The organism is Kosakonia sp. LAM2021 (genome assembly GCF_016620385.1).
Classification (GTDB): Bacteria; Pseudomonadota; Gammaproteobacteria; order Enterobacterales; family Enterobacteriaceae; genus Kosakonia; species Kosakonia sacchari.
In genome coordinates this window covers 32,427-55,373 of sequence record NZ_JAENHT010000015.1, presented here as the reverse complement: position 1 = coordinate 55,373, position 22,947 = coordinate 32,427, and the positions used below count along the sequence as shown (strand labels likewise).

21 protein-coding genes are annotated in these 22,947 nt (G+C 53.9%); 11 read left to right on the top strand and 10 right to left on the bottom strand.

Annotation, left to right across the window (positions count from 1 at the left end):
• Positions 1-40: 40 nt before the first annotated feature.
• Entirely contained in the window at positions 41-733 is a 693-nt protein-coding gene (locus tag JKP81_RS21990; RefSeq protein WP_200553416.1) for an IclR family transcriptional regulator, read from the top strand.
• Positions 734-886: 153 nt separating this feature from the next.
• On the opposite strand, the gene ruvX is transcribed toward JKP81_RS21990, so the two are convergent.
• The 8 genes from ruvX to metK form a co-directional block, all read right to left on the bottom strand.
• Positions 887-1,303 carry a Holliday junction resolvase RuvX gene (gene ruvX / locus JKP81_RS21985; protein ID WP_200553414.1) on the bottom strand — a complete coding sequence of 139 codons (417 nt, stop codon included), beginning with the start codon at positions 1,301-1,303 and terminating at the stop codon, positions 887-889.
• The gene (locus JKP81_RS21980; protein ID WP_017457580.1) at positions 1,303-1,866 is read right to left on the bottom strand and encodes a YqgE/AlgH family protein; all 564 of its coding nucleotides are present in this window, start codon (positions 1,864-1,866) and stop codon (positions 1,303-1,305) included. The genes ruvX and JKP81_RS21980 overlap by 1 nt, the downstream gene beginning before the upstream one ends.
• A gap of 120 nt (positions 1,867-1,986) precedes the next feature.
• Positions 1,987-2,934, bottom strand: a complete 948-nt coding sequence (gene gshB / locus JKP81_RS21975) for a glutathione synthase (RefSeq protein ID WP_097406108.1) — start codon at positions 2,932-2,934, stop codon at positions 1,987-1,989.
• A 13-nt stretch (positions 2,935-2,947) separates the two neighbouring features.
• Positions 2,948-3,679, bottom strand: coding sequence for a 16S rRNA (uracil(1498)-N(3))-methyltransferase (gene rsmE, locus JKP81_RS21970; RefSeq protein ID WP_200553412.1), 732 nt, complete (start codon positions 3,677-3,679; stop codon positions 2,948-2,950).
• An 81-nt stretch (positions 3,680-3,760) separates the two neighbouring features.
• On the bottom strand, positions 3,761-4,459 hold the full coding sequence (gene endA, locus JKP81_RS21965) for a deoxyribonuclease I (protein WP_200553411.1): 699 nt from the start codon (positions 4,457-4,459) through the stop codon (positions 3,761-3,763).
• An 87-nt stretch (positions 4,460-4,546) separates the two neighbouring features.
• Positions 4,547-5,053, bottom strand: a complete 507-nt coding sequence (locus tag JKP81_RS21960; protein WP_200553409.1) for a SprT family zinc-dependent metalloprotease — start codon at positions 5,051-5,053, stop codon at positions 4,547-4,549.
• An 81-nt stretch (positions 5,054-5,134) separates the two neighbouring features.
• Positions 5,135-6,529 carry a sugar porter family MFS transporter gene (locus JKP81_RS21955; RefSeq protein ID WP_200553407.1) on the bottom strand — a complete coding sequence of 465 codons (1,395 nt, stop codon included), beginning with the start codon at positions 6,527-6,529 and terminating at the stop codon, positions 5,135-5,137.
• A 402-nt stretch (positions 6,530-6,931) separates the two neighbouring features.
• A complete protein-coding gene (metK, locus tag JKP81_RS21950) occupies positions 6,932-8,086 on the bottom strand; it encodes a methionine adenosyltransferase (RefSeq protein ID WP_200553405.1) in 1,155 nt (384 codons plus the stop codon).
• A 676-nt stretch (positions 8,087-8,762) separates the two neighbouring features.
• Between metK and yqgB the strand changes: the two genes are divergently transcribed.
• Positions 8,763-8,945, top strand: coding sequence for an acid stress response protein YqgB (gene yqgB, locus JKP81_RS23795; RefSeq protein WP_200553403.1), 183 nt, complete (start codon positions 8,763-8,765; stop codon positions 8,943-8,945).
• Between the two features lie 8 nt (positions 8,946-8,953).
• Positions 8,954-10,930, top strand: coding sequence for a biosynthetic arginine decarboxylase (gene speA, locus JKP81_RS21940; protein ID WP_017457588.1), 1,977 nt, complete (start codon positions 8,954-8,956; stop codon positions 10,928-10,930).
• A gap of 299 nt (positions 10,931-11,229) precedes the next feature.
• Here speA and JKP81_RS21935 read toward each other — a convergent pair whose 3' ends face one another.
• Entirely contained in the window at positions 11,230-11,988 is a 759-nt protein-coding gene (locus tag JKP81_RS21935) for a M48 family metallopeptidase (protein WP_200553402.1), read from the bottom strand.
• Positions 11,989-12,267: 279 nt separating this feature from the next.
• On the opposite strand from JKP81_RS21935, the gene tkt reads away from it, so the two are divergent.
• The 8 genes from tkt to JKP81_RS21895 all read left to right on the top strand — a co-directional run bounded on the left by tkt (position 12,268) and on the right by JKP81_RS21895 (position 21,861).
• Positions 12,268-14,259, top strand: a complete 1,992-nt coding sequence (tkt, locus tag JKP81_RS21930; RefSeq protein WP_200553400.1) for a transketolase — start codon at positions 12,268-12,270, stop codon at positions 14,257-14,259.
• A 310-nt stretch (positions 14,260-14,569) separates the two neighbouring features.
• A complete protein-coding gene (locus JKP81_RS21925; RefSeq protein ID WP_200553399.1) occupies positions 14,570-15,319 on the top strand; it encodes a phage antirepressor KilAC domain-containing protein in 750 nt (249 codons plus the stop codon).
• A gap of 354 nt (positions 15,320-15,673) precedes the next feature.
• Positions 15,674-16,693 carry an erythrose-4-phosphate dehydrogenase gene (gene epd / locus JKP81_RS21920; protein ID WP_200553397.1) on the top strand — a complete coding sequence of 340 codons (1,020 nt, stop codon included), beginning with the start codon at positions 15,674-15,676 and terminating at the stop codon, positions 16,691-16,693.
• A gap of 48 nt (positions 16,694-16,741) precedes the next feature.
• The gene (pgk, locus tag JKP81_RS21915; RefSeq protein WP_017457593.1) at positions 16,742-17,905 is read left to right on the top strand and encodes a phosphoglycerate kinase; all 1,164 of its coding nucleotides are present in this window, start codon (positions 16,742-16,744) and stop codon (positions 17,903-17,905) included.
• 215 nt (positions 17,906-18,120) lie between these two features.
• Positions 18,121-19,200, top strand: a complete 1,080-nt coding sequence (gene fbaA / locus JKP81_RS21910; protein ID WP_200553396.1) for a class II fructose-bisphosphate aldolase — start codon at positions 18,121-18,123, stop codon at positions 19,198-19,200.
• Positions 19,201-19,387: 187 nt separating this feature from the next.
• Complete coding sequence (locus tag JKP81_RS21905) at positions 19,388-20,248, top strand: small-conductance mechanosensitive channel MscS (RefSeq protein WP_200553394.1); 861 nt, start codon at positions 19,388-19,390, stop codon at positions 20,246-20,248.
• A gap of 138 nt (positions 20,249-20,386) precedes the next feature.
• Entirely contained in the window at positions 20,387-21,022 is a 636-nt protein-coding gene (argO, locus tag JKP81_RS21900; RefSeq protein ID WP_200553392.1) for an arginine exporter ArgO, read from the top strand.
• 95 nt (positions 21,023-21,117) lie between these two features.
• Positions 21,118-21,861, top strand: a complete 744-nt coding sequence (locus JKP81_RS21895) for an oxidative stress defense protein (RefSeq protein WP_200553390.1) — start codon at positions 21,118-21,120, stop codon at positions 21,859-21,861.
• Between the two features lie 39 nt (positions 21,862-21,900).
• Here the strand turns inward: JKP81_RS21895 and argP are convergent, their stop codons facing one another.
• Positions 21,901-22,794 (bottom strand): DNA-binding transcriptional regulator ArgP, encoded by an 894-nt coding sequence (gene argP / locus JKP81_RS21890; protein ID WP_017457598.1) that lies wholly within the window; start codon positions 22,792-22,794, stop codon positions 21,901-21,903.
• Positions 22,795-22,947 lie beyond the last annotated feature (153 nt).

The following is a 22,947-nucleotide window of genomic DNA, read 5'->3' as shown; positions in this document are numbered from 1 at the left end:
TAAAATCGGTTTTTCGAGCAACCTGAAAAGTGAACCTGCAATGTCTTCACAACCCAATCAAAGCCTGATCGACGGCATTCGCTGCCTGCAGTATCTGGTTTCCAGCGATCGCGCCATTGGCTGTCGCGAACTGGCGCGCCTGATGGGCATTAACACAACCCGTGTAAACCGGTTGTTGATGACCATGGCTTCTATTGGCCTGACGATGCAGGACGCACAGCGTCGCTATTTGCCTGGCCCCGGTATTCATGCGCTGGCGGCGCAGGCCATCCGTGGTTCAGCACTTTTCTCCCAGGCGCTGCCGCTACTGGAAAGCCATGCCCCGAAAGACATCGTGGTGGCAATGGGCGTGCTCTGGGAGGATCAGGTGATCTATATCTATCACTCCGAGCCCGGTAGTCAGGTCAGCCAGGCGTTGGCCGGTTTTCATATGCTTCCGGCCTGGCAGTCCGTCATCGGTATGGCGTTACTGGCGGCAGAAAGTGATGAAACTCTGCAACAGCGCTTTAGCGAAGAGCAGTGGCTGCTGCTTGGTCCGCACGTCGCTGAACAGCGTGAGCGTGGCCATGTGGTCTGGCACCATGACGACGGTGAAGTCTCAATGGCAAAACCCCTTGGCGCGCACTCCGCCGCGCTCGCCTTTGCCGGAATGTGGCACGTTGACGACGCGGTCGTGGAAACACGACTGCAGGCACTGCACGCGCTGGTCGAACGCCTGACGGAAAAATCGTGATACTGGCTAATGTCTTTATGTTTCTTTTATAGAAACACGCCGTGAAATGCAAAAAGCACAGCCAGAAATTGTGAGAACGATCGGCAGAAAGCCGCGAACAGGTCGCGGCTTTCGTCGGGTCAGTAACAGGGAGAACTGCTGGTCGGGGCAGGTTCAGAAATATTGTTCGAAGTAACTCTCAAGGATGATGACTGCGGAAGCGGAATCGACACTTCCTTTGTCGAGCGCGCGAAAACCGCCGCGTTCAAACAGCCCGGCGCGGGCTTCTACGGTGCTTAAGCGCTCATCATGCAACGTAACCTGCACGCCAAAACGGCCATGAACTTTGTTGGCAAAATTACGGGCTCGGGCGGTGAGTGGTTGCTCGGTACCGTCCATATTCAACGGCAAACCCACAATCACAGACTCGGGCTGCCACTCTTTTAATAGCTTTTCGATAAGCTTCCAGTCCGGCGTGCCGTCCTGCGCTTTCAGCGCGCTGAGCGGGCGAGCCGTGCCCGTAATGCGCTGCCCGATGGCAACGCCAATGCTTTTGGTGCCAAAATCAAAGGCTAACAGGGTTCCGCTCATCAGGCGTGTCCTGCCACGCCAGGCATGGTGGAGATATCGATGCCGATAAGTTTGGCCGCTTCACGCCAGCGATCGGCGATCGGCGTTTTAAACAGAATGTTGAGATCCGCAGGTGCCGTGAGCCAGGCGTTATCAAGGATCTCCTCCTCGAGCTGCCCTTTCTCCCATGATGCATAGCCCAGCGCAACCAGCACTTCACTCGGTTGCTCTGCCGTACCAAGCGTCTCCAGCACATCGCGCGAGGTGGTGATCACGGTGTTATCCGACACGCGAATGCTCGACGAGAATGCCGCTGGTGGCGTGTGCAGAATAAAACCGCGATCTTCGGCCAGCGGGCCGCCAAGCAGCACCGGTTTATCCAGGCGGATTGCCGGATCGCGTTCTGTGGGCTGGATTTTGAGTTTTTCCAGAACACCTTCCACTTTCAGGTTTTCCAGAGGCTTATTAATAATCAGCCCCATCGCACCTTCATCGTTGTACTCGCAAATGTAAACCACGGAGCGACGAAAGAGGGGATCCTGAAGAGCAGGCATGGCAATAAGAAAGTGATGCTGTAAATTCATTGTCAGAGGTTCTGTTTCCTGGTTCAAAAAAGCGACAGCTTAGTATGGGGGGAAAGCGGAGTGCTGTCACTAGCCAAAGCTGGCGAGGGGCGGGATCCGTCCCGCACCTTTCTATGACAGTTATTTTCCGAGGCGTTTCTCGATAGCGTCCATCAACATACCGGTGATGGAGATCGGGAATTCCGCTTCGATTTCGCGTATGCAGGTCGGGCTGGTGACGTTAATTTCGGTCAGGCGATCGCCGATAATATCCAGACCGACAAAGATCAACCCTTTGGCTTTCAGCACCGGCGCGACTTTACGCGCGATAGCCCAGTCGCTTTCGCTTAACGGGCGTGGTTCGCCACGTCCACCTGCGGCGAGGTTACCGCGGGTTTCACCGCCCTGCGGAATGCGCGCCAGGCAGTAAGGCACCGGTTCGCCATCAACGACCAGCACGCGTTTGTCGCCATCTTTGATGGCGGGCAGGTAGTTCTGCGCCATGCAGTAGCGGCTGCCCAGCTCGGTGAGCGTTTCGGCGATAACCGAGAGGTTTGGATCGCCCTCTTTCACGCGGAAAATTGAGGTGCCGCCCATGCCGTCCAGCGGCTTAAGAATGATGTCGGTGTGCTTTTGCCAGAAGGCTTTCAGTTGTGCTTTGTTGCGGGTGACCAGCGTTTCCGGGGTTAATTCCGGGAACCAGGCGGTGAAAAGCTTTTCATTGCAGTCGCGCAGGCTCTGCGGTTTGTTAACGATCAGCGTGCCTTTTTCTTCCGCGCGTTCAAGTATATACGTCGCATAAATATATTCGGTATCAAACGGTGGATCTTTACGCATCAGGATGGTGTCCAGCTCAGCGAGAGCAAGATCCTGTTCGCTGCCGAACTCATACCATTTGTCGTAATTGTGTTCGACGGACAACGTACGGGTACGGGCGCGGGCTTCACCGTTAATCAGATAAAGATCTGCCATCTCCATATAGTGCAGCTCGTAGCCGCGGCGCTGAGCTTCCAGCAGCATGGCGAAGCTGGAGTCTTTTTTGATATTGATGTCCGCGATGGGATCCATCACGATGCCGAGCTTGATCATTCTGCTTCTCCTTTCATCCCAGGTCGCCGAAGCGCACCTGAAGCGCGGTGATGGCGGTAAGCGCCGTAGTCTCTGTGCGTAGCACACGGGGGCCTAACAAAATATCTGTGAACTGATAACGCGCGGTCATCGCAATCTCGTCGGCGGATAACCCGCCCTCCGGGCCAATCAGTAAGCGCACGCGTTCAACGGGTAGCGGCAGCGTGTTAATGCTCTGGCTGGCGCGCGGATGCAGGTTCAGCTTTAAGCCTGCTTCCTCTTCGGCGCACCAGGCTTCGAGATCCATGGCCGGACGTATTTCCGGCACCCGATTGCGCCCGCACTGTTCACAAGCGGCAACGGCAATCTTTTGCCACTGCTGAAGCTTCTTGTTCAGACGTTCAGCATCCAGTTTAACCCCGCAGCGCTCAGAAAAAAGTGGCGTAATGAGGCTTACCCCAAGCTCAATCGATTTCTGGATAGTGAATTCCATTTTTTCACCACGCGACATCACCTGACCAAGGTGAATATGCAGCGGCGATTCACGATCGTCCACGTCACTGCTCAGGATTTTCACCACCACGCTTTTTTTATCAGCGCGGATAATTTCGGCCTCAAACACCTGATTGGAGCCGTCGAAAAGCTGAATGGCCTGGCCTGGTCCCATACGCAGCACGCGTCCGACATGGTTGGCAGCATCTTCGCTGAGAGCGATATCATGGCCTGGCTGGATAAGTTCTGGATGGTGGATGCGGGGAATGCGCATGTTATTTCGAATCCGCTTAGGTTGCAGCCCCGGCCGGGGTTGGCGGGCGGGGCGGACTTTAACAAATGCCGCTAGTGTAGGTTAGCTCTTTCGCGCCGTGCAAGCGCGCTGCACGTAAGGGTTATGGTTGCCCTGCACGTTGGCGATGCGCTCATCACGTTTGCACTCCCAGTCTGTGACCGGATAAAGCTTGTCCCATGCAGTGAAAAGCTGAGTTTGCTGGCGTGAAAGGCTGAGCTGGTACTGGTCACGCATATAGAAATAGGTACGGGCAATCGCGCCGCGAGCGCGCACTGGTGGTTCGGCGAGTTTTTCTTTGAAATCGATTTTCATGTCACATTGACCGTACTGGCTTTCACCGCCGTTCCATTGACCGTACATAAAGTTGCCGCGATCGCCATTTACCTCGCCAACGGCAGGTTGCAGGTTGTGCATATCGCTTTCGATTTTACGGTACACCGGATCTTTGGCGCAGTTTTTACGCCCGCCATCCTGCCAGCACTGGCGCAGATGGCCGAACTGCCAGGCGGGCATGACATGTTCCCATTCGACCCGGCTGGCGCGGTTTTCGTTTTTACGCACCTGGTAGCCGCAAGACGCGAGGTCGATAACCCCTTTTTTACCCTGCCAGTTGATTTTACAGCCGCAGTAGAAATCACCCGGCACATCGGCGTTAACTTTGACGCCCGCCGCTTTGGCCTGGGCAAAACTGTTGATACCGTCCGCTGCGAAGGCGGGAACAGCGATCAGCGCGAAGAAGAGTGAGATAAAACGAAACATGGCGAACTCCCTGTCAAAACGAGTTCGCAACGTAGCGGAAGCTGTTGCCTGATGCAATCAGTTCGCGCGGAAAACTTCTTAATGGATTCAGTTACTCGCGCCGGCAGCCAGCGGCTCGCCGCAGTGTACGCAGCGGTAAACCGCCTCGCCGCGCAGCACCCGGTTGTGTCGTCGCACCGTCAACTGGTGCTGCTGGCATTTGCAATGGTATGGGAAAGTATTGCGTCGCACGGATTCCAGTTCGAACTGATGTGTGCGGCGAGCAGGCACACCGAGCACGCTCTCCATCATCCACTTCCACTCTTTGCCGTGCGGTGCGACGCGACCAAAGTGCTTCCACACCAGCAAGTGTGCCAGTTCGTGGGGAACCACCTCTTCAATAAACGCCTGCTGGTTTTCGAGTAGCAAAACGGGGTTAAGCCGGATCTCATAATCGGCCAGCCAGGCGGTGCCCGCCGCCGTGCCGCGCTGTTGATATACCAGTTTCGGTTCCGGGTAGTTGCGCCCCAGTTTCAGGTTCGCTTGCGCGAGTTTATCCCGCAGGCTGCGCATCACGGCTTGCTGAAGAGCGATTGGAAGACGGGGAGTTTTCATAAGTGCAGAGAATAGGTGGGGCGGGGCAGGAGTGCAACAGGCAAAAAGCAAAGGCTTCCTCCGCGGAGGAAGCCTTTAAGGTTAGTTGTGGGAACCAATTTCGCGCAGCGGGCGGCCACGCATCAGGTTACGCTCGATGTGCTCCAGCGAAACATGTTTGGTTTCCGGCACCAGCCACAGTGTCAGTACGATGAACAGGACGTTCAGACCGCCGTAAACCCAGAAGGTATTAGCGTTGCCCAGCGTGTTCAGCATAGTCAGGAAGGTTGCGCCGACAATCATATTGGCAATCCAGTTGGTCGCGGTGGAGCAAGTGATACCGAAGTCGCGGCCTTTCAGCGGCTGAATTTCGGAACACAGCACCCAAATCAACGGACCGGCACTCATGGCGAAGCCAACAATAAACATCAGCAGCATGGCGACAGCAAAGTATTGTGCCGACGGCGAATGGATACCCAGATGCAGCATGGTGCCCAAAATACCCATACCGGCCGCCATGACCATGAAGCCCAGCACCAGCGTGGGTTTGCGTCCCCAGCGATCCACAAGACCGATGGCAATAAAGGTCGCCAGTACGTTAGTCAGACCCACAATCACCGTGCCCCACATCTGCTCGGTGGTGTTGGTGTAACCCGCCAGTTCAAAGATCTTCGGCGCGTAATACATGATGACGTTCATCCCGGTGAACTGCTGCATCACCTGCAACAATACGCCCAGGAACACCGCGCGGCGGAAGTTGCTGTTCTCTTTGAACAGCGCCCAGCCGGTCTGTTTTACCTGCAGGCTTTCACGGATCTCTTCCAGCTCGTTTTTCGCTTCGGCGCTGGTATCGCGCAGGCGCAACAACACGCGTTCGGCGTCATGGAAGCGGCGCTTGGCGGCAAACCAGCGCGGGCTGTCCGGCAGGAAGAACACGCCAATCAGCAGCAAGATCGCCGGAATGACGATGACACCCAGCATCCAGCGCCATGCGCCGCTATAGCTGAACGCGGTGTCAGAGAGATAAGCGCCCAGAATCCCGATAGTGATCATCAACTGATACATGGAAATCATGCTGCCGCGAATTTTTTCCGGCGCGATTTCAGAGAGATACAGTGGCGCGGTATAGGAAGCAATACCAACGGCCAGACCAAGCAGTACGCGGGAAATAATCAGCACTTCCACGTTTGGCGCAGCCGCAGAACAGAGCGAACCGATGACAAACAAGACTGCGCCAATCATCAGGCTTTTTTTACGTCCCAGGCGCCAGGAGAGCCAGCCGCTGCCGACGGCGCCAACGGCGGCACCGAACATCATTGAGCTGACCACCCACTCCTGCGTGTGTGCGCTAATCTGAAAATCTTTGGTTATGAAGGGCAACGCACCAGCGATTACCCCAATATCCAGGCCAAAAAGCAGTCCTGCCAGTGCAGCGAGGAAACAAACAAAGAAGGTCATTGCCTTGTTTGAATACCCCTGTTTTTTATTGTCAGGCATTATGCCCTCCATTCATGTCATTGGTTTTTTCGATGTAAAAGGTAGGCCACTCATCACTAAAAATACGTGATTTACATCACACGAGTGTAATCGGTTACATTGCAATAAGGCCGTCAATGTAAATAAAAGTGTTAATTATTATAGAATTGTTGGGCGGTAAAGGAGAGAGGGCGCGGTGAGTTTCAGACTAAACCGAAACGGAATGTAACAGTCATGTTATGTTCGTTTTTCAAAAGGAAAAGTCTGAAAAATCAGCGAAGCGCAGCGGTGTAATCGCTTTCAGATAAATGTGGTGCGGGATAAGTGAGTATAGGCGCAGGAGAAAATTGCGGCGGAATGAACCGGTGTCAAAAATAAAAAGGCCAGCACAAGGCTGGCCTGAACAGCAACGCGGTCAGAGAATTATTCCAGACCGGCCGCTTCACGCAGCAGCGCCGCTTTGTCGGTTTTTTCCCATGGGAAAGTTTCACGACCAAAGTGACCGTATGCGGCGGTTTGTTTGTAGATCGGATGCAGCAGATCCAGCATCTGAATCAGGCCGTACGGACGCAGATCGAAGAATTCGCGCACCAGCAGCGTCAGCTGTTCGATGGCAATTTTCTCCGTACCGAACGTTTCCACCATGATGGAAGTGGGTTCAGCTACGCCGATAGCGTAAGAAACCTGGATTTCACAGCGATCGGCAAGGCCAGCCGCAACGATGTTTTTCGCCACGTAACGCGCAGCATACGCCGCAGAACGGTCAACTTTTGACGGATCTTTACCGGAGAATGCGCCGCCGCCGTGGCGAGCCATGCCGCCGTAGGTATCAACGATGATTTTACGCCCGGTCAGACCGCAGTCGCCCATTGGGCCACCGATAACAAAACGGCCAGTCGGGTTGATGAAGAATTTGGTTGAGGCGTTCAGCCATTCAGTCGGCAGGATCGGTTTGATGATCTCTTCCATCACCGCTTCTTGCAGGGATTTCTGATCGATATCTTCTGCGTGCTGAGTAGACAGAACTACCGCGTCGATGCCGACGATTTTGCCGTCGTCATACTGGAACGTCACCTGGCTTTTCGCGTCCGGACGCAGCCACGGCAGCGTGCCGTTTTTACGCACTTCAGCCTGACGCTCAACCAGACGGTGAGCATAGGTGATCGGTGCTGGCATCAGCACGTCAGTTTCATTGGTCGCGTAGCCAAACATCAGGCCCTGGTCGCCAGCGCCCTGTTCCAGCGGATCTGCACGGTCAACACCCTGGTTGATATCCGGAGACTGTTTACCAATTGCGCTCAGTACGGCGCAGGAGTTCGCGTCAAAGCCCATGTCCGAATGCACATAGCCGATTTCACGTACGGTGTTACGGGTGATCTCTTCGATATCTACCCACGCGCTGGTGGTGATTTCGCCACCTACCAGTACCATGCCGGTTTTGACGTAGGTTTCACAAGCAACGCGTGCTTTCGGATCCTGCTCGAGGATAGCGTCCAGCACGGCATCGGAAATTTGGTCAGCGATTTTGTCAGGATGCCCTTCAGAGACGGACTCGGACGTAAAAAGGTGTTTTGCCATAGTAAGTTTTCACCCTGGAATAATACGGTTAGCTCGAATTCTGTGTCCGGAGGTCTTCGCGTCTGGCGGACGCGGACTGCAGAAGATGACACATGAAGTCTGCGTGTTAATCGGTTCTGCGCATACATTCTTCACGTATGGACGGATTAACATCTGGATGGCTATTTTAGGTTAACTCTTGACCCTATTGCCAGCGTTTTTTGATGCTCGCCACATCCTGTCACAAATAGTGACGGAAAATTTTCCTGGCAATGCGGCAAACACAGCTTTTTTATTTTGCATTTTCACCCCGTTATCGGTATAAAACGCCGCGCGCGGCTCATTAAAAAAGCGCACGGCAGAAACGCTGTGTCGCCACTTCCAGCCGGGTTAAGCAGTGAATTTAATGGCTTTGGCTTGTCGCGGGTCTTAACGGCTTGCGTGGAGGTGATAAGAGATAATGAAGCGCTGTTTTCTACAGGACCTGTCGCGTCGTTCTGACGTGCGTTTATTCCCCGCAACCTGCATTTCGAATCTGCAAACCTGCCGATGTTATACCCATTTCGGCGCTTCTCAGGACTCCAGGGCCGGTAAGGCATTGTGATAACTGAACAAGGGCTCTCCTGTTAGAACAGGGGTTTTCTCGTGGTTTCGCCGGGCTGTCATACTCGAGTCCCGATACGTGTTTTACAATGAAATGAATAAGAAACCGGTCGCACAGTCGGTGCTTCAGCATATTTCGCTGAAAAGTCAGACTGTTTATGGGTTGTTATCGCTATGTGTCACTGCGATAGTAGTCAACTATTTTATCCGTATGCATTTTCGCGCGGCCGCCTTTGGGCGTCGTGATGTGCACAGGGTATACACTTTCATCTATTGAGGTTCGTTATGTCTGACGACATGTCTTCGTTTTCGCCTTCGTCAGCAGGCGAACAGGGTGTACTACGTTCCATGCAGGAGGTTGCGATGAGCTCCCAGGAAGCCAGCAAGATGCTTCGTACTTATAACATTGCCTGGTGGGGCAATAATTACTACGACGTCAACGAGCTGGGCCATATCAGCGTTTGCCCGGATCCGGACGTCCCAGAAGCCCGTGTCGACCTGGCGCAGCTGGTGAAAGCGCGTGAAGCGCAGGGGCAACGTCTGCCCGCGCTGTTCTGTTTTCCGCAGATCCTGCAACACCGTCTGCGTTCGATTAACGCCGCCTTCAAACGTGCGCGTGAATCCTACGGTTACAACGGTGACTATTTCCTGGTTTACCCGATCAAGGTGAACCAGCATCGCCGCGTGATTGAGTCGCTGATCCATTCCGGCGAACCGCTGGGGCTGGAAGCGGGCTCCAAAGCGGAGCTGATGGCGGTACTGGCGCATGCGGGCATGACCCGTTCAGTGATTGTGTGTAATGGTTATAAAGACCGTGAATACATTCGCCTCGCGCTGATTGGCGAGAAGATGGGCCATAAGGTCTATCTGGTGATTGAGAAAATGACCGAAATCGCCATCGTGCTGGAAGAAGCCGAACGCCTGAACGTGGTACCGCGTCTTGGCGTGCGTGCGCGTCTGGCATCGCAGGGCTCCGGGAAATGGCAGTCCTCCGGTGGCGAAAAATCAAAATTCGGTCTGGCGGCAACCCAGGTTCTGCAACTGGTGGAAATGCTGCGCGAGCGCGGGCGTCTGGACAGCATTCAACTGTTGCATTTCCACCTCGGTTCGCAGATGGCGAACATTCGCGATATCGCCACTGGCGTGCGTGAATCGGCGCGTTTCTATGTTGAGCTGCATAAGCTTGGCGTCAACATTCAGTGTTTCGATGTGGGCGGCGGCCTGGGCGTGGACTATGAAGGTACGCGTTCCCAGTCAGATTGTTCAGTGAACTATGGCCTGAACGAATATGCCAACAACATCATTTGGGCGATTGGCGATGCTTGTGAAGAGCACGGCCTGCCGCACCCGACGGTGATCACCGAATCTGGCCGCGCCGTCACCGCGCACCATACCGTTCTGGTTTCTAACATTATTGGCGTTGAGCGTAACGAATACACGCCAGCGATCCCACCGGCCGAAGATGCGCCGCGCGCTTTGCAAAGCATGTGGGAAACCTGGCAGGAGATGCATGAGCCGGGTACGCGTCGTTCGCTGCGCGAATGGCTGCACGACAGCCAGATGGATCTGCACGATATCCATGTCGGTTACTCTTCCGGCACATTCAGCCTGCAAGAACGCGCTTGGGCCGAGCAGCTGTATCTGAATATGTGCCACGAAGTGCAGAAACAGCTCGATCCGAGCAACCGTGCGCATCGCCCGATTATCGATGAGTTGCAGGAGCGCATGGCGGACAAAATGTATGTCAACTTCTCGCTGTTCCAGTCGATGCCGGATGCGTGGGGGATCGATCAGCTGTTCCCGGTTCTGCCGTTAGAAGGGTTGAATCACGCGCCGGAACGCCGTGCTGTGCTGCTGGATATTACGTGTGATTCCGATGGCGCTATCGATCACTACGTGGATGGCGACGGGATTGCGACGACCATGCCGATGCCGGAATACGATCCGGAGAACCCGCCGATGCTGGGCTTCTTTATGGTCGGTGCTTACCAGGAGATCCTCGGTAACATGCATAACCTGTTCGGCGATACCGAAGCGGTGGACGTATTTGTCTTCCCGGATGGTAGCGTTGAAGTGGAGCTTTCTGATGAAGGCGACACCGTGGCGGATATGTTGCAATACGTGCAGCTCGATCCGAACACGCTGCTGACGCAGTTCCGCGATCAGGTGAAACAGACCGGGCTTGATGAGACGCTGCAACAGCAGTTCCTCGAAGAGTTCGAAGCCGGGCTTTACGGTTACACCTATCTGGAAGACGAGTAACGCAATTTATAGCGTCTGACCGGTAAAGAACGGAATCCCTTCCTCGCCAGCACGGCGCGGAAGGGATTTTTTTTCAGCAGGTCAAGATGCTCTTCTGATGGAGGCAGACTTTATATCGGCGGGATAACACGCCATTGTAACCGCTGACAACATCCTGCCGGGTAATCGGGAAACACGCGTGTTGTAAACCATTCACCGTGTTGCGATACGCTCTAACTATTTGGTAATTAAATAGTTTTATCCGTTGCGCTTCTTTTCAGGTGAAACAAAAAGGGAGGCAAGGTTGCCTCCCCAGGAGATTATTTAATGCCATCTGCCGCCATGCGATCGCGGATATGCTGCGCACGTTCAGCCGAAGCCGGGTGATCGTCAAACATTGAACTCTGACGGCCTTCTTCCATCTTCGCCAGTTTTTCGAAGCTGGTGGCTAACCCGGCTGGACTAATGCCGCGTTTGCGCAACAGGTCATAAGAGTAATCATCCGCTTCGGCTTCCTGGCGCTGAGAGAACTGGGAGTTAACCAGTTGCTCGCCCAGCGCGCCAAGCTGCGACTGCGACAAGCTGCCCACAATCCCGCCGGCGGAGGCTACTGCCGCGCGTACCGCATTGGTGCCGAGCGCAACCTGCATGCCTTTCTTCACATGGCCTAGCGCCACGTGGCCCATTTCGTGGCCAATCACCGCTTCAACTTCGTTATCGGTCATCATGTCCATCAGCGCACTGTAAACACGGATGCAGCCATTCGCCATGGCGAAGGCGTTGACGTCTTTCGCCACGTAGACTTTGTAATTCACCGGCTGGCCATTGATGTTGTCACCCAGCGCGGTGGCAATTTTATTCAAACGCTGCGTGTACGGGCTGCTCGCCGGAGCGATGGTCGCTTTGCTGTCCATTTGTTTACAGGCGTCATCGCTTAGCGCTTTTACCTGCGCGTCGCTCAACGTGTAGGCCTGGAACGCTTCCGCTCCTGAGCTGAGAAAACCGTTGGAGTTCATGTTCTGACACCCGGCAAGCAGGGTGGTCATTCCCAGAGCAAGCAGGGCTGGGCGAATTTTCATTTGTTCTCTTCCGCAATGATTGGATAGCTATTCTGTTCATACACCAATTCAGGCGAACCGGTGGTGAACGTAAGTATAAGGAACAGAACAGAAGGCGGGCGAGGAGATTGCGCAACATGCGAGCAGCTTCCAGAGATTTCTGAATCGGCAAAAGGATGCTCCATGTACATGACTTGTCGCTTGGGTTACATTGTTGGCACTTTTTTCCGGCGTAGCCCAAAACGCGCTGTCGTCAAGTCGTTACGGGAACAGCCCTTAACAGTCCGATCTGGAGTCAAAATGTCCTCACGTAAAGAGCTTGCTAATGCTATTCGTGCGCTGAGCATGGACGCGGTACAGAAAGCCAAATCCGGTCACCCGGGAGCCCCGATGGGGATGGCCGATATCGCCGAAGTGCTGTGGCGTGATTTTCTGAACCATAACCCGACAAATCCGGCCTGGGCTGACCGTGACCGCTTTGTGCTGTCTAACGGCCACGGCTCAATGCTGATTTACAGCCTGCTGCACCTCACCGGCTACGATCTGCCAATGTCCGAACTGCAGAACTTCCGTCAACTGCACTCAAAAACGCCGGGCCACCCGGAAGTGGGTTACACCGCAGGTGTTGAAACCACTACCGGTCCACTTGGCCAGGGCATTGCCAACGCGGTAGGTATGGCGATTGCTGAGAAAACTCTCGCAGCGCAGTTCAACCGTCCTGGGCATGACATTGTTGACCACTTCACCTATGCCTTTATGGGCGACGGCTGCATGATGGAAGGCATCTCCCATGAAGTTTGCTCGCTGGCCGGTACGCTGAAGCTGGGCAAACTGGTGGCGTTCTATGATGACAACGGCATCTCCATTGATGGTCACGTAGAAGGCTGGTTTACCGATGATACGGCGAAACGCTTTGAAGCCTATGGCTGGCACGTGGTTCGTGGCGTCGACGGCCACAACGCAGACGCCATCAAACGCGCCGTTGAAGAAGCACGTAGCGTGACGGATAAACCGTCTCTGTTGATGTGCAAAACTATCATTGGTTTCGGTTCGCCGAACAAAGCCGGTACACACGACTCCCACGGTGCGCCGCTGGGCGACGCGGAAATCGCGCTGACCCGTGAACAGCTTGGCTGGAAATACGCGCCGTTTGAAATCCCGTCTGAAATCTATGCGCAATGGGATGCAAAAGAAGCAGGCCAGGCGAAAGAAGCGGCGTGGAACGACAAGTTTGCTGCTTACGCAAAAGCCTTCCCGCAGGAAGCGGCTGAATTCACCCGCCGTATGAAGGGTGAGCTGCCGTCTGACTTCGACGCTAAAGCGCAGGCCTTTGTTGAAAAACTGCAGGCTAATCCGGCGAAAATCGCCAGCCGTAAAGCCTCTCAAAATGCTATCGAAGCCTTCGGCCCGCTGCTGCCGGAATTCCTCGGCGGTTCCGCTGACCTGGCTCCGTCTAACCTGACTATCTGGTCTGGTTCGAAAGCAATTAACGAAGACACTGCCGGTAACTACATTCACTACGGCGTGCGCGAATTCGGTATGACCGCGATTGCTAACGGTATCGCGCTGCACGGCGGTTTCCTGCCGTACACCTCCACCTTCCTGATGTTTGTCGAATATGCCCGTAACGCGGTGCGTATGGCAGCGCTGATGAAACAGCGTCAGGTGCTGGTTTACACCCACGACTCGATTGGTCTGGGCGAAGATGGCCCGACTCACCAGCCGGTAGAGCAGGTTGCTTCCCTGCGCGTTACCCCGAACGTCAGCACCTGGCGTCCATGTGACCAGGTAGAATCTGCGGTGGCGTGGAAATATGGTGTTGAGCGCCATGACGGCCCGACCGCGCTGATCCTCTCCCGCCAGAACCTGGCGCAGCAGGAGCGTACCGCGCAGCAACTGGCAGATATCGCCCGCGGTGCGTACGTCCTGAAAGATTGCGCAGGTCAGCCGCAGCTGATTCTGATTGCCACTGGCTCAGAAGTTGAACTGGCTGTCTCGGCGTGGGAAAAACTCTCTGCCGAAGGCGTGAAGGCGCGCGTGATTTCCATGCCATCCACCGACGCGTTCGACAAACAGGATGCGGCTTACCGTGAATCCGTACTGCCGAAAGCCGTCTCGGCTCGCGTGGCGATTGAAGCCGGTATTGCTGACTTCTGGTACAAATATGTCGGCCTGAACGGCGCAATCGTCGGTATGACCACCTTTGGTGAGTCCGCTCCGGCAGAGCAGCTGTTCGAGGAGTTTGGCTTCACCGTTGACAATGTTGTAGCAAAAGCGAAAGCGCTGCTGTAATCATCCTCTGGCCCGGCGGCGCAAGTCCTGCCGGGCCAGCATGACCCTCATTCCAGATTGTGCCTGTGTTTTATTAAGACGACTGCTTTGCAGGCCTGCTAAACATAGCGTCATCCACCCATATCAACCCATTAATCAGCCTACCTCTGCGTTAGCTTCTCCAGCCGCTTATTACTTATTTATCCCGCTCTTCACTGCACGACGTATACGCTGTTGAGTTATGCATAAAAAATATACTGGATATTCGTACAGTAAGCCGTATAATAATTCTACAAATTATCCAAGGTGAGTATGTGTAAGGAGTGAACCTATGGTAATCCCTGGTGAAAATTTCAATTCGCAACAGGCTCCGGCGACGATCAGCAGCCGCGAAATCGCAAAACTGACAGGCCTGACTCACACCGAAGTGAAACGGATGGTGAAAAGCCTGGAAACTGCGCAACGACTCTCCCAGCCGGTGAGCGAACATATGTATGAGCGGGAAGGTGAGATGCGGCAGGAGTTTTTGCTCAATAAGCGGGACTCATTGCTGACGGTTTCGCGCCTCTCGCCGGGCTTTACCGCAGAAATGCTCGATCGCTGGCAGGAGAAAGAGACGCTTATCAGCCTGCCTGATTTTACTAATCCAGCAGCCGCGGCGCGCGCGTGGGCCGAACAGTATGAAAAGCGTCAGCGTGCGGAAGCGCTGCTTGCCATTTCTGCCCCAAAGGCGGAATTCTTTGACCGGTATGTCAGGGTTGAGGAGTCGCTTGGATTCCGTCAGCTTTGTAAGATGCTGCGGGTGAAGGAGTCCCTGTTCCGGAGTTTTTTGCTTGAGCGCAACATTATGCACCGCGTCGACGGTGCGCTGATGCCGCCGCAGTACCATATCGATGCGGGCTACTTTACCGTCCAAGGCGGCGTAGGGGAAAATAAGCGTAGCTGGTCTCAGGCGCGTTTTACCGCCAGGGGCGTGAAATGGGTAGCCGATCTGTGGGCTAAGCAACTCTCTTCGCTGCCGGTTGAGATGCCGCGCGCAGAACGCACCGAATCAAAAGCACCGGAACGTAGCTGGTTTTAACCATCCTCAGTAAAGCGTTTTGCCGGGATCACCCCTTCTTTATCAACACATCGCGCAGGGATGCTTTGTTGCGCTTGTTCCCCCTTTCTGTAAATTCTTAACCTCAGCAAAAAGCCCTCCGGGCACGCCAATTATTCCAGTGAAAATGTGATGCAGGTCAGATTACTGGCGAAACCGTCTGGACAATCATTCCTTTTATTCCAGGTTTCGCTTATTCTAGCTGAAGCGTTTCAGTCGGCTAAATGTTCGACAAATAATCAAACAGACGCAGTTTAAGCAGGCGAGGATTCCCCTTCTGTGGTTGCTGGATTACTCTGTCATCCACTTCAGGCCGGCTAGCCTTGCAGGAGAGTTATGACCGTACGCATAGCGATTAATGGTTTCGGTCGCATCGGGCGCAATGTGGTTCGTGCTTTATATGAATCCGGGCGTCGGGCGGAAATCACCGTGGTGGCAATCAACGAACTGGCCGATGCCATGGGCATGGCGCATTTGTTGAAATATGACACCAGCCATGGACGTTTCGCATGGGATGTTCGCCAGGAGCGTGAACAACTGATTGTCGGCGATGACGTTATTCGCATCCTACATGAGCGTGCTATCGACGCGCTGCCTTGGCGTGAGTTAGGCGTCGATGTGGTGCTCGACTGTACAGGCGTGTATGGCAATCGTGAAGATGGAGAGGCGCATCTGGCGGCGGGCGCGAAAAAAGTGCTTTTTTCCCATCCTGGTAGCCACGACCTTGATGCAACGATTGTTTTCGGCGTTAACCAAAACTCGCTGCGAGCCACTGACCTGCTGGTATCTAACGCGTCCTGTACGACGAATTGTATTATTCCGGTCATCAAACTACTCGACGATGCGTATGGCATTGAGTCAGGAACCGTGACAACGATTCACTCGGCGATGCACGACCAGCAAGTGATTGACGCCTATCACCCCGATTTGCGGCGTACGCGCGCGGCCAGCCAGTCCATCATCCCGGTGGATACCAAACTGGCGGCTGGCATCACGAGAATTTTCCCGCAGTTTAATGACAGATTTGAAGCGATAGCGGTACGTGTGCCGACAATTAATGTCACCGCTATCGATCTGAGTGTAACGGTGAAGAAACCGGTAAAAGCCAGTGAAGTCAATGCGTTGCTGCAAAAAGCAGCGCAGGGAACATTTCATGGTATAGTTGACTATACGGAATTACCGTTGGTTTCAACCGATTTTAACCACGATCCGCACAGTGCCATTGTTGATGGCACGCAGACACGGGTCAGTGGCGCGCACCTGATTAAAACCCTGGTATGGTGCGATAACGAATGGGGCTTTGCTAACCGAATGCTCGACACGACGTTAGCAATGGCGGCTATTGGTTTCAGGTAGGGCGCAACAGCGCTCGCAAAACTTTAAGAATCATTGAGAGGATTCACCATGTCTGTAATTAAGATGACCGATCTGGATCTGGCTGGTAAACGCGTTTTCATCCGTGCTGATCTGAACGTGCCGGTTAAAGATGGCAAAGTGACCAGCGACGCGCGCATTCGTGCTTCTCTGCCGACCATTGAACTGGCGCTGAAGCAGGGGGCGAAAGTAATGGTGACTTCCCACCTGGGTCGTCCGACCGAAGGCGAGTACAACGAAGAATTCTCTCTGCTGCCGGTTGTTAACTATCTGAAAGACAAACTGTCCAACCCGGTTCGCTTGGTTAAAGATTACCTGGACGGCGTAGAAGTTGCCGCAGGTGAACTGGTCGTTCTGGAAAACGTTCGCTTTAACAAAGGCGAGAAGAAAGACGACGAAGCACTGTCTAAAAAATATGCTGCACTGTGCGACGTGTTCGTGATGGACGCATTCGGTACTGCGCACCGCGCTCAGGCGTCTACGCATGGTATCGGTAAATTTGCTGATGTCGCTTGCGCAGGCCCGCTGCTGGCAGACGAACTGGAAGCGCTGGGTAAAGCGCTGAAAGAACCGGCTCGTCCGATGGTTGCTATCGTTGGTGGTTCTAAAGTTTCCACTAAACTGACCGTTCTGGATTCTCTGTCCAAAATCGCTGACCAGCTGATTGTTGGCGGCGGCATTGCTAACACCTTCGTTGCTGCGCAAGGCCACAACGTTGGTAAATCCCTGTATGAAGCCGACCTGGTTGATGAAGCCAAACGCCTGCTCGGTACTTGCGATATCCCGGTCCCGACAGATGTTCGCGTTGCGACTGAGTTCTCTGAAACCGCAACTGCGACCCTGAAATCTGTTTCTGACATCAAAGATGATGAGCAAATTCTGGATCTGGGCGACGTTTCTGCACAAAAACTGGCTGAAATCCTGAAAAACGCCAAAACTATTTTGTGGAACGGTCCGGTTGGCGTGTTTGAATTCCCGAACTTCCGTAAAGGTACCGAAATTGTGGCTAACGCGATTGCAGACAGCGACGCGTTCTCCATCGCAGGCGGCGGCGACACTCTGGCGGCCATTGACCTGTTTGGTATCTCTGACAAGATTTCCTACATCTCCACTGGCGGTGGCGCGTTCCTCGAATTTGTGGAAGGCAAAGTACTGCCGGCAGTAGCCATGCTCGAAGAGCGCGCTAAGAAGTAAGACATTCAAGGGCAGGGAAACCTGCCCTGTTTTCAGCGCGCTTTCGGGCTCGCTTTAATTCTCTACACAAAATCATTCAAGTTGCATCAAGGCGGCAACGGAGTGAATCATCAGGAACTGACTGAAATAAGTCTCTGATGTAAGCGAAGGCAGCCAGCGCCGAGTCAGCTTGACGGATGATGTGTACAACGGCCGAAGATACAGGACTACGTAACATGTCTAAAATTTTTGATTTCGTAAAACCTGGCGTGATCACTGGTGATGACGTTCAGAAAGTGTTCCAGGTAGCTAAAGAAAACAACTTCGCTCTGCCTGCGGTTAACTGCGTGGGTACTGACTCCATTAACGCTGTTCTGGAAGCTGCAGCGAAAGTTAAAGCGCCTGTTATCGTTCAGTTCTCTAACGGCGGCGCAGCGTTCATCGCTGGCAAAGGCGTGAAAACCGACATTCCTCAGGGCGCGGCAATCCTCGGTGCAATCTCTGGTGCGCATCACGTACACCAGATGGCAGAACATTACGGCGTGCCGGTTATTCTGCATACCGACCACTGCGCGAAAAAACTGCTGCCGTGGATCGACGGCCTGCTGGACGCGGGTGAAAAACACTTTGCAGCTACCGGTAAACCGCTGTTCTCTTCTCACATGATTGACCTGTCTGAAGAGTCTCTGGAAGAGAACATCGCGATCAGCTCCAAATATCTGGCGCGTATGGCCAAAATGGGCATGACGCTGGAAATCGAACTGGGTTGCACCGGTGGTGAAGAAGACGGCGTAGACAACAGCCATATGGACGCGTCTGCACTGTACACTCAGCCGGAAGACGTTGATTACGCTTACACCGAGCTGAACAAAATCAGCCCGCGTTTCACCATCGCTGCTTCCTTCGGTAACGTACACGGCGTGTACAAACCGGGTAACGTGAAACTGACCCCGACTATCCTGCGCGACTCTCAGGAATATGTTTCCAAAAAACATAACCTGCCACACAACAGCCTGAACTTCGTATTCCACGGTGGTTCCGGTTCTTCCGCTCAGGAAATCAAAGACTCCGTAAGCTACGGCGTTATCAAAATGAACATCGATACCGACACCCAATGGGCAACCTGGGAAGGTATTCTGAAGTACTACAAAGAAAACGAAGGCTACCTGCAGGGCCAGTTGGGCAACCCGAAAGGCGCAGACCAGCCGAACAAAAAATACTACGATCCGCGTGTATGGCTGCGTGCAGCGCAGTCCAGCATGGTGACTCGTCTGGAGCAGGCTTTCAAAGAGCTGAACGCGGTAGACGTTCTGTAATTTGTACTGCTTTTGTCTGAAAAGGCCCGCAAAATGCGGGCCTTTTTTATTGCGAATTCAACGGAATGCCTGCGAACACAAAATGTGATCAGCTTGGCGAAATGGCGGCTTTTTGTTTACCCTTTAGGGATCTCTCCTTACTTGAAGGGGTGGTTTTCCCGTTTTGGAACAACATAAGGAAGCTCGAATGGAAGATCTTGACGTTGTCGACAGCATTAATAATGCAGGTTCATGGCTGGTAAACAACCAGGCGCTGCTATTGAGCTATGTCGTTAATATCGTGGCCGCTATCGCTATCATCATTGTCGGGATGATTGTGGCGCGCATTGTCTCGAATACCGTTAATCGCCTGATGGTGGCGCGACACATCGATGCCACGGTGGCGGATTTTCTTTCCGCGCTGGTGCGCTACGGTATTATCGCGTTTACGTTGATTGCCGCGCTGGGGCGCGTTGGTGTGCAAACTGCCTCGGTGATCGCGGTTCTCGGTGCCGCCGGTCTGGCTATCGGTCTGGCGCTGCAAGGCTCGCTCTCTAACCTCGCGGCTGGTGTGCTGCTGGTGACTTTCCGCCCGTTCCGCTCAGGCGAGTATGTTGATCTGGGTGGCGTGGCCGGTACGGTATTGCAGGTGCAGATTTTCTCTACCACCATGCGCACTGTCGATGGGCGTATTGTGGTTATTCCTAACGGCAAAATCATCGCCGGAAATATCGTTAACTTCTCTCGCGAACCGGTGCGTCGCAACGAGTTTATTATTGGTGTGGCGTATGATTCCGATATCGATGAGGTGAAACGCATCCTGACTGAAATTATTCAGGCTGACGAACGCATTATCAAGGATCGTGAAATGACGGTACGCCTCAATGAACTGGGGCCTTCATCGATTAATTTTGTGGTACGCGTCTGGAGCAAGAGCAGCGATCTGCAAAACGTTTATTGGGATGTACTGGAACTTATCAAACGCCGTTTTGATGAAAACGGCATCAGTTTCCCGTATCCACAGATGGACGTGAATTTCAAACGCGTGAAAAATTCCACAGAGCAGTAAATATCAAGGCCGGGATTCCGGCCTTATTTGTGCTCTTCGTTATTAGGCAAGCTTATTAACGATTAGTATTATCCATTTCATCTAATGATTTTACCGCGCTATAGTCAGCGTTCGAAACAATTCTGACGGAATTACCACGTGCTATCTTATTATTTTCAAGGCCTTATGCTTGGGGCTGCGTTGATCCTGCCGCTTGGGCCACAAAATGCCTTTGTCATGAATCAGGGCATCCGCAGGCAGTACCACATTATGACTGCGGCGCTTTGCACGCTCAGCGACGTATTACTGATTTGCGCGGGCATTTTCGGCGGGAGCGCATTGCTGATGCAGTCGCCGTGGCTATTGGCACTGGTGACGTGGGGCGGCGCGGCGTTTCTACTGTGGTACGGCTTTGGCGCACTGAAAATGGCGTTCGGTAGCACCATTGAACTGGCGAATGCTGAAGCAATGCGCCAGGGACGCTGGCGCATAATCGCCACCATGCTGGCGGTTACATGGTTGAACCCCCACGTTTACCTCGATACGTTTGTGGTACTCGGCAGTCTTGGCGGTCAGCTTGCTGCGGAGCCAAAACGCTGGTTTGCACTGGGCACGGTGAGCGCCTCCTTCCTGTGGTTTTTCAGCCTTGCTTTACTTGCGGCCTGGCTTGCGCCGCGTTTGCGCACGGTGCAAGCACAGCGGGTGATTAACACCCTGGTGGGGTTGGTGATGTGGTTTATCGCTTTCCAGCTGGCGCGCGAAGGCGTGCACCATATGCAGGGATTATTCAGTTAAGGTAAGTCCGATGGACAATTCACACTTAGCCGCTAAGCTTGCTGCCAGGCGTCCTGCAATTCTGGGCGTAACAAAAGCACCATGGAGGAGCAACTGTGAAATTTAAAGTGATGGCCCTGGCGGCAATGGTCGGTTTCAGCGGGATGGCAGTACAGGCGAGCGAATTGCCGGACGGTCCGCATATTGTCACCTCAGGTACGGCAAGCGTGGACGCGACCCCGGACATCGCCACGCTGGCGATTGAGGTTAATGTCGCCGCGAAAGACGCTGCCTCAGCCAAAAAACAGGCCGATGACCGTGTTGCGCAATATCTTAGCTTTCTTGAGCAAAACGGCATTGCCCGAAAAGACATTAATTCCGCGAACTTACGCACACAACCTGATTATGACTACCAGAACGGCAAAAGCATCCTGAAAGGCTACCGCGCAGTGCGTACTGTGGAAGTTACGCTGCGTGAGCTGGATAAACTTAATTCATTGCTGGATGGCGCACTGAAAGCGGGGCTGAACGAAATTCGTTCTGTATCACTGGGCGTTGCGCAACCAGAGTCATTCAAAGATAAAGCGCGCAAAGCGGCTATCGATGATGCAACGCACCAGGCGCAGCAGTTAGCGGCGGGCTTTAACGCTAAACTCGGCCCGATCTACAGCGTGCGCTACCATGTTTCCAATTATCAGCCGAGCCCGATGGTACGCATGATGAAAGCGGATGCGCCAGAAGCCGCTTCCGCACAGGAAACCTATGAGCAACCGTCGATTCAGTTTGCTGATCAGGTAGATGTCGTATTCCAACTGGAACCGACTCAGAGCCAGCAGCAGACTGCGGCACCGGCGAAGTAATCCTTTTCGCCCTCTCCCGACCGGGAAGAGGGCGTTTTATTAATCCTGCCGTAACACCCGATGCCCATATTCCAGCAGCGCGTCCGTGACGTTGCGCATCATCCTGCTTTCTGGCGCAAAACGGTGCCAGTACAGCATCCGGCGCTGCAGCAAACCGGGCGTCAGGTCGATCAGATCCCCGCTGTTCAGCTCTTTTTCGATTTGCAGATGCGGGATCATGCAGCAGGTCGTTCCCTGACGCGCCAGTTGTACAAACGCTTCGGAAGAGTTGACGATATGGCAAGGCACGCTGCCCGGCGGTAAGTCGAAATACTGCTGTAAAAAAGCCTGATGCATATCATCGAGATGATCAAACGCAACCGCCGGCGCTTTTAGCAGCGCAGAGCGGGTGACGCCGTTCGGGAAATAACGCTCGGCGAACGCTTTCGAACCGACAAACAGGTAATCCAGCGCGCCAAGTTGGTCGACAAGGCAACTGGGCAGCGCTTGCGGCTGAATACTCACTGCGCCAACGACTTCTCCGCGACGCAAACGCTCCTGAGTGCGGGTTTCGTCTTCCACCTGCAGATTCAGGCGAATCGGTGAGTCGGCCAGTACCGGGGCTAATGCAGGCAGCAGCCAGGTCGCCAGGCTGTCGGCGTTGACCGCCAGCGATAACAGCAGCGGCGTGGAGCCGGTTTGTTCATCACCAAGCCACTCTTCTTCCAGCAGTTCGACCTGGCGCAGCAACGCCAGCAGTTTTTGCCCCTGCTCGGTAGGGCGAGGTGGCACGGTGCGCACCAGCAGCGGCTGACCAAACATATTTTCCAGTTGCTTAATGCGCTGCGACACGGCGGACTGGGTAATACACAGCTTTTGTGCGGCACGTTCAAATCCGCGCTCACGAATAACCGCATCAAGCGCCTGTAATGTTCTGTAGTCCGGACGTTTCATTGCTCGGGCATTCTCCTGAAAAAATCGTACTCAGCACTATGACATAAATTTTTGTTCGGTACAGACGAAATTGGACGTCGCGTAATGTGACACTGGTCACAGGGACATTTAGGGTAACGCTGGTCTATAATGCGCCTGAAATTTCACACCACA

Excerpts from the sequence above, each read along its gene's own strand:
- JKP81_RS21960 (WP_200553409.1), bottom strand. The coding sequence starts at position 5,053 with ATGAAAACTCCCCGTCTTCCAATCGCTCTTCAGCAAGCCGTGATGCGC.
- epd (WP_200553397.1), top strand. The coding sequence starts at position 15,674 with ATGACCGTACGCATAGCGATTAATGGTTTCGGTCGCATCGGGCGCAAT.
- JKP81_RS21990 (WP_200553416.1), top strand. The coding sequence starts at position 41 with ATGTCTTCACAACCCAATCAAAGCCTGATCGACGGCATTCGCTGCCTG.
- gshB (WP_097406108.1), bottom strand. The coding sequence starts at position 2,934 with ATGATCAAGCTCGGCATCGTGATGGATCCCATCGCGGACATCAATATC.
- argP (WP_017457598.1), bottom strand. The coding sequence starts at position 22,794 with ATGAAACGTCCGGACTACAGAACATTACAGGCGCTTGATGCGGTTATT.
- rsmE (WP_200553412.1), bottom strand. The coding sequence starts at position 3,679 with ATGCGCATTCCCCGCATCCACCATCCAGAACTTATCCAGCCAGGCCAT.
- JKP81_RS21955 (WP_200553407.1), bottom strand. The coding sequence starts at position 6,529 with ATGCCTGACAATAAAAAACAGGGGTATTCAAACAAGGCAATGACCTTC.
- tkt (WP_200553400.1), top strand. The coding sequence starts at position 12,268 with ATGTCCTCACGTAAAGAGCTTGCTAATGCTATTCGTGCGCTGAGCATG.
- fbaA (WP_200553396.1), top strand. The coding sequence starts at position 18,121 with ATGTCTAAAATTTTTGATTTCGTAAAACCTGGCGTGATCACTGGTGAT.
- JKP81_RS21980 (WP_017457580.1), bottom strand. The coding sequence starts at position 1,866 with ATGAATTTACAGCATCACTTTCTTATTGCCATGCCTGCTCTTCAGGAT.
- endA (WP_200553411.1), bottom strand. The coding sequence starts at position 4,459 with ATGTTTCGTTTTATCTCACTCTTCTTCGCGCTGATCGCTGTTCCCGCC.
- JKP81_RS21935 (WP_200553402.1), bottom strand. The coding sequence starts at position 11,988 with ATGAAAATTCGCCCAGCCCTGCTTGCTCTGGGAATGACCACCCTGCTT.
- ruvX (WP_200553414.1), bottom strand. The coding sequence starts at position 1,303 with ATGAGCGGAACCCTGTTAGCCTTTGATTTTGGCACCAAAAGCATTGGC.
- speA (WP_017457588.1), top strand. The coding sequence starts at position 8,954 with ATGTCTGACGACATGTCTTCGTTTTCGCCTTCGTCAGCAGGCGAACAG.
- metK (WP_200553405.1), bottom strand. The coding sequence starts at position 8,086 with ATGGCAAAACACCTTTTTACGTCCGAGTCCGTCTCTGAAGGGCATCCT.
- JKP81_RS21905 (WP_200553394.1), top strand. The coding sequence starts at position 19,388 with ATGGAAGATCTTGACGTTGTCGACAGCATTAATAATGCAGGTTCATGG.
- pgk (WP_017457593.1), top strand. The coding sequence starts at position 16,742 with ATGTCTGTAATTAAGATGACCGATCTGGATCTGGCTGGTAAACGCGTT.
- yqgB (WP_200553403.1), top strand. The coding sequence starts at position 8,763 with ATGAATAAGAAACCGGTCGCACAGTCGGTGCTTCAGCATATTTCGCTG.
- JKP81_RS21925 (WP_200553399.1), top strand. The coding sequence starts at position 14,570 with ATGGTAATCCCTGGTGAAAATTTCAATTCGCAACAGGCTCCGGCGACG.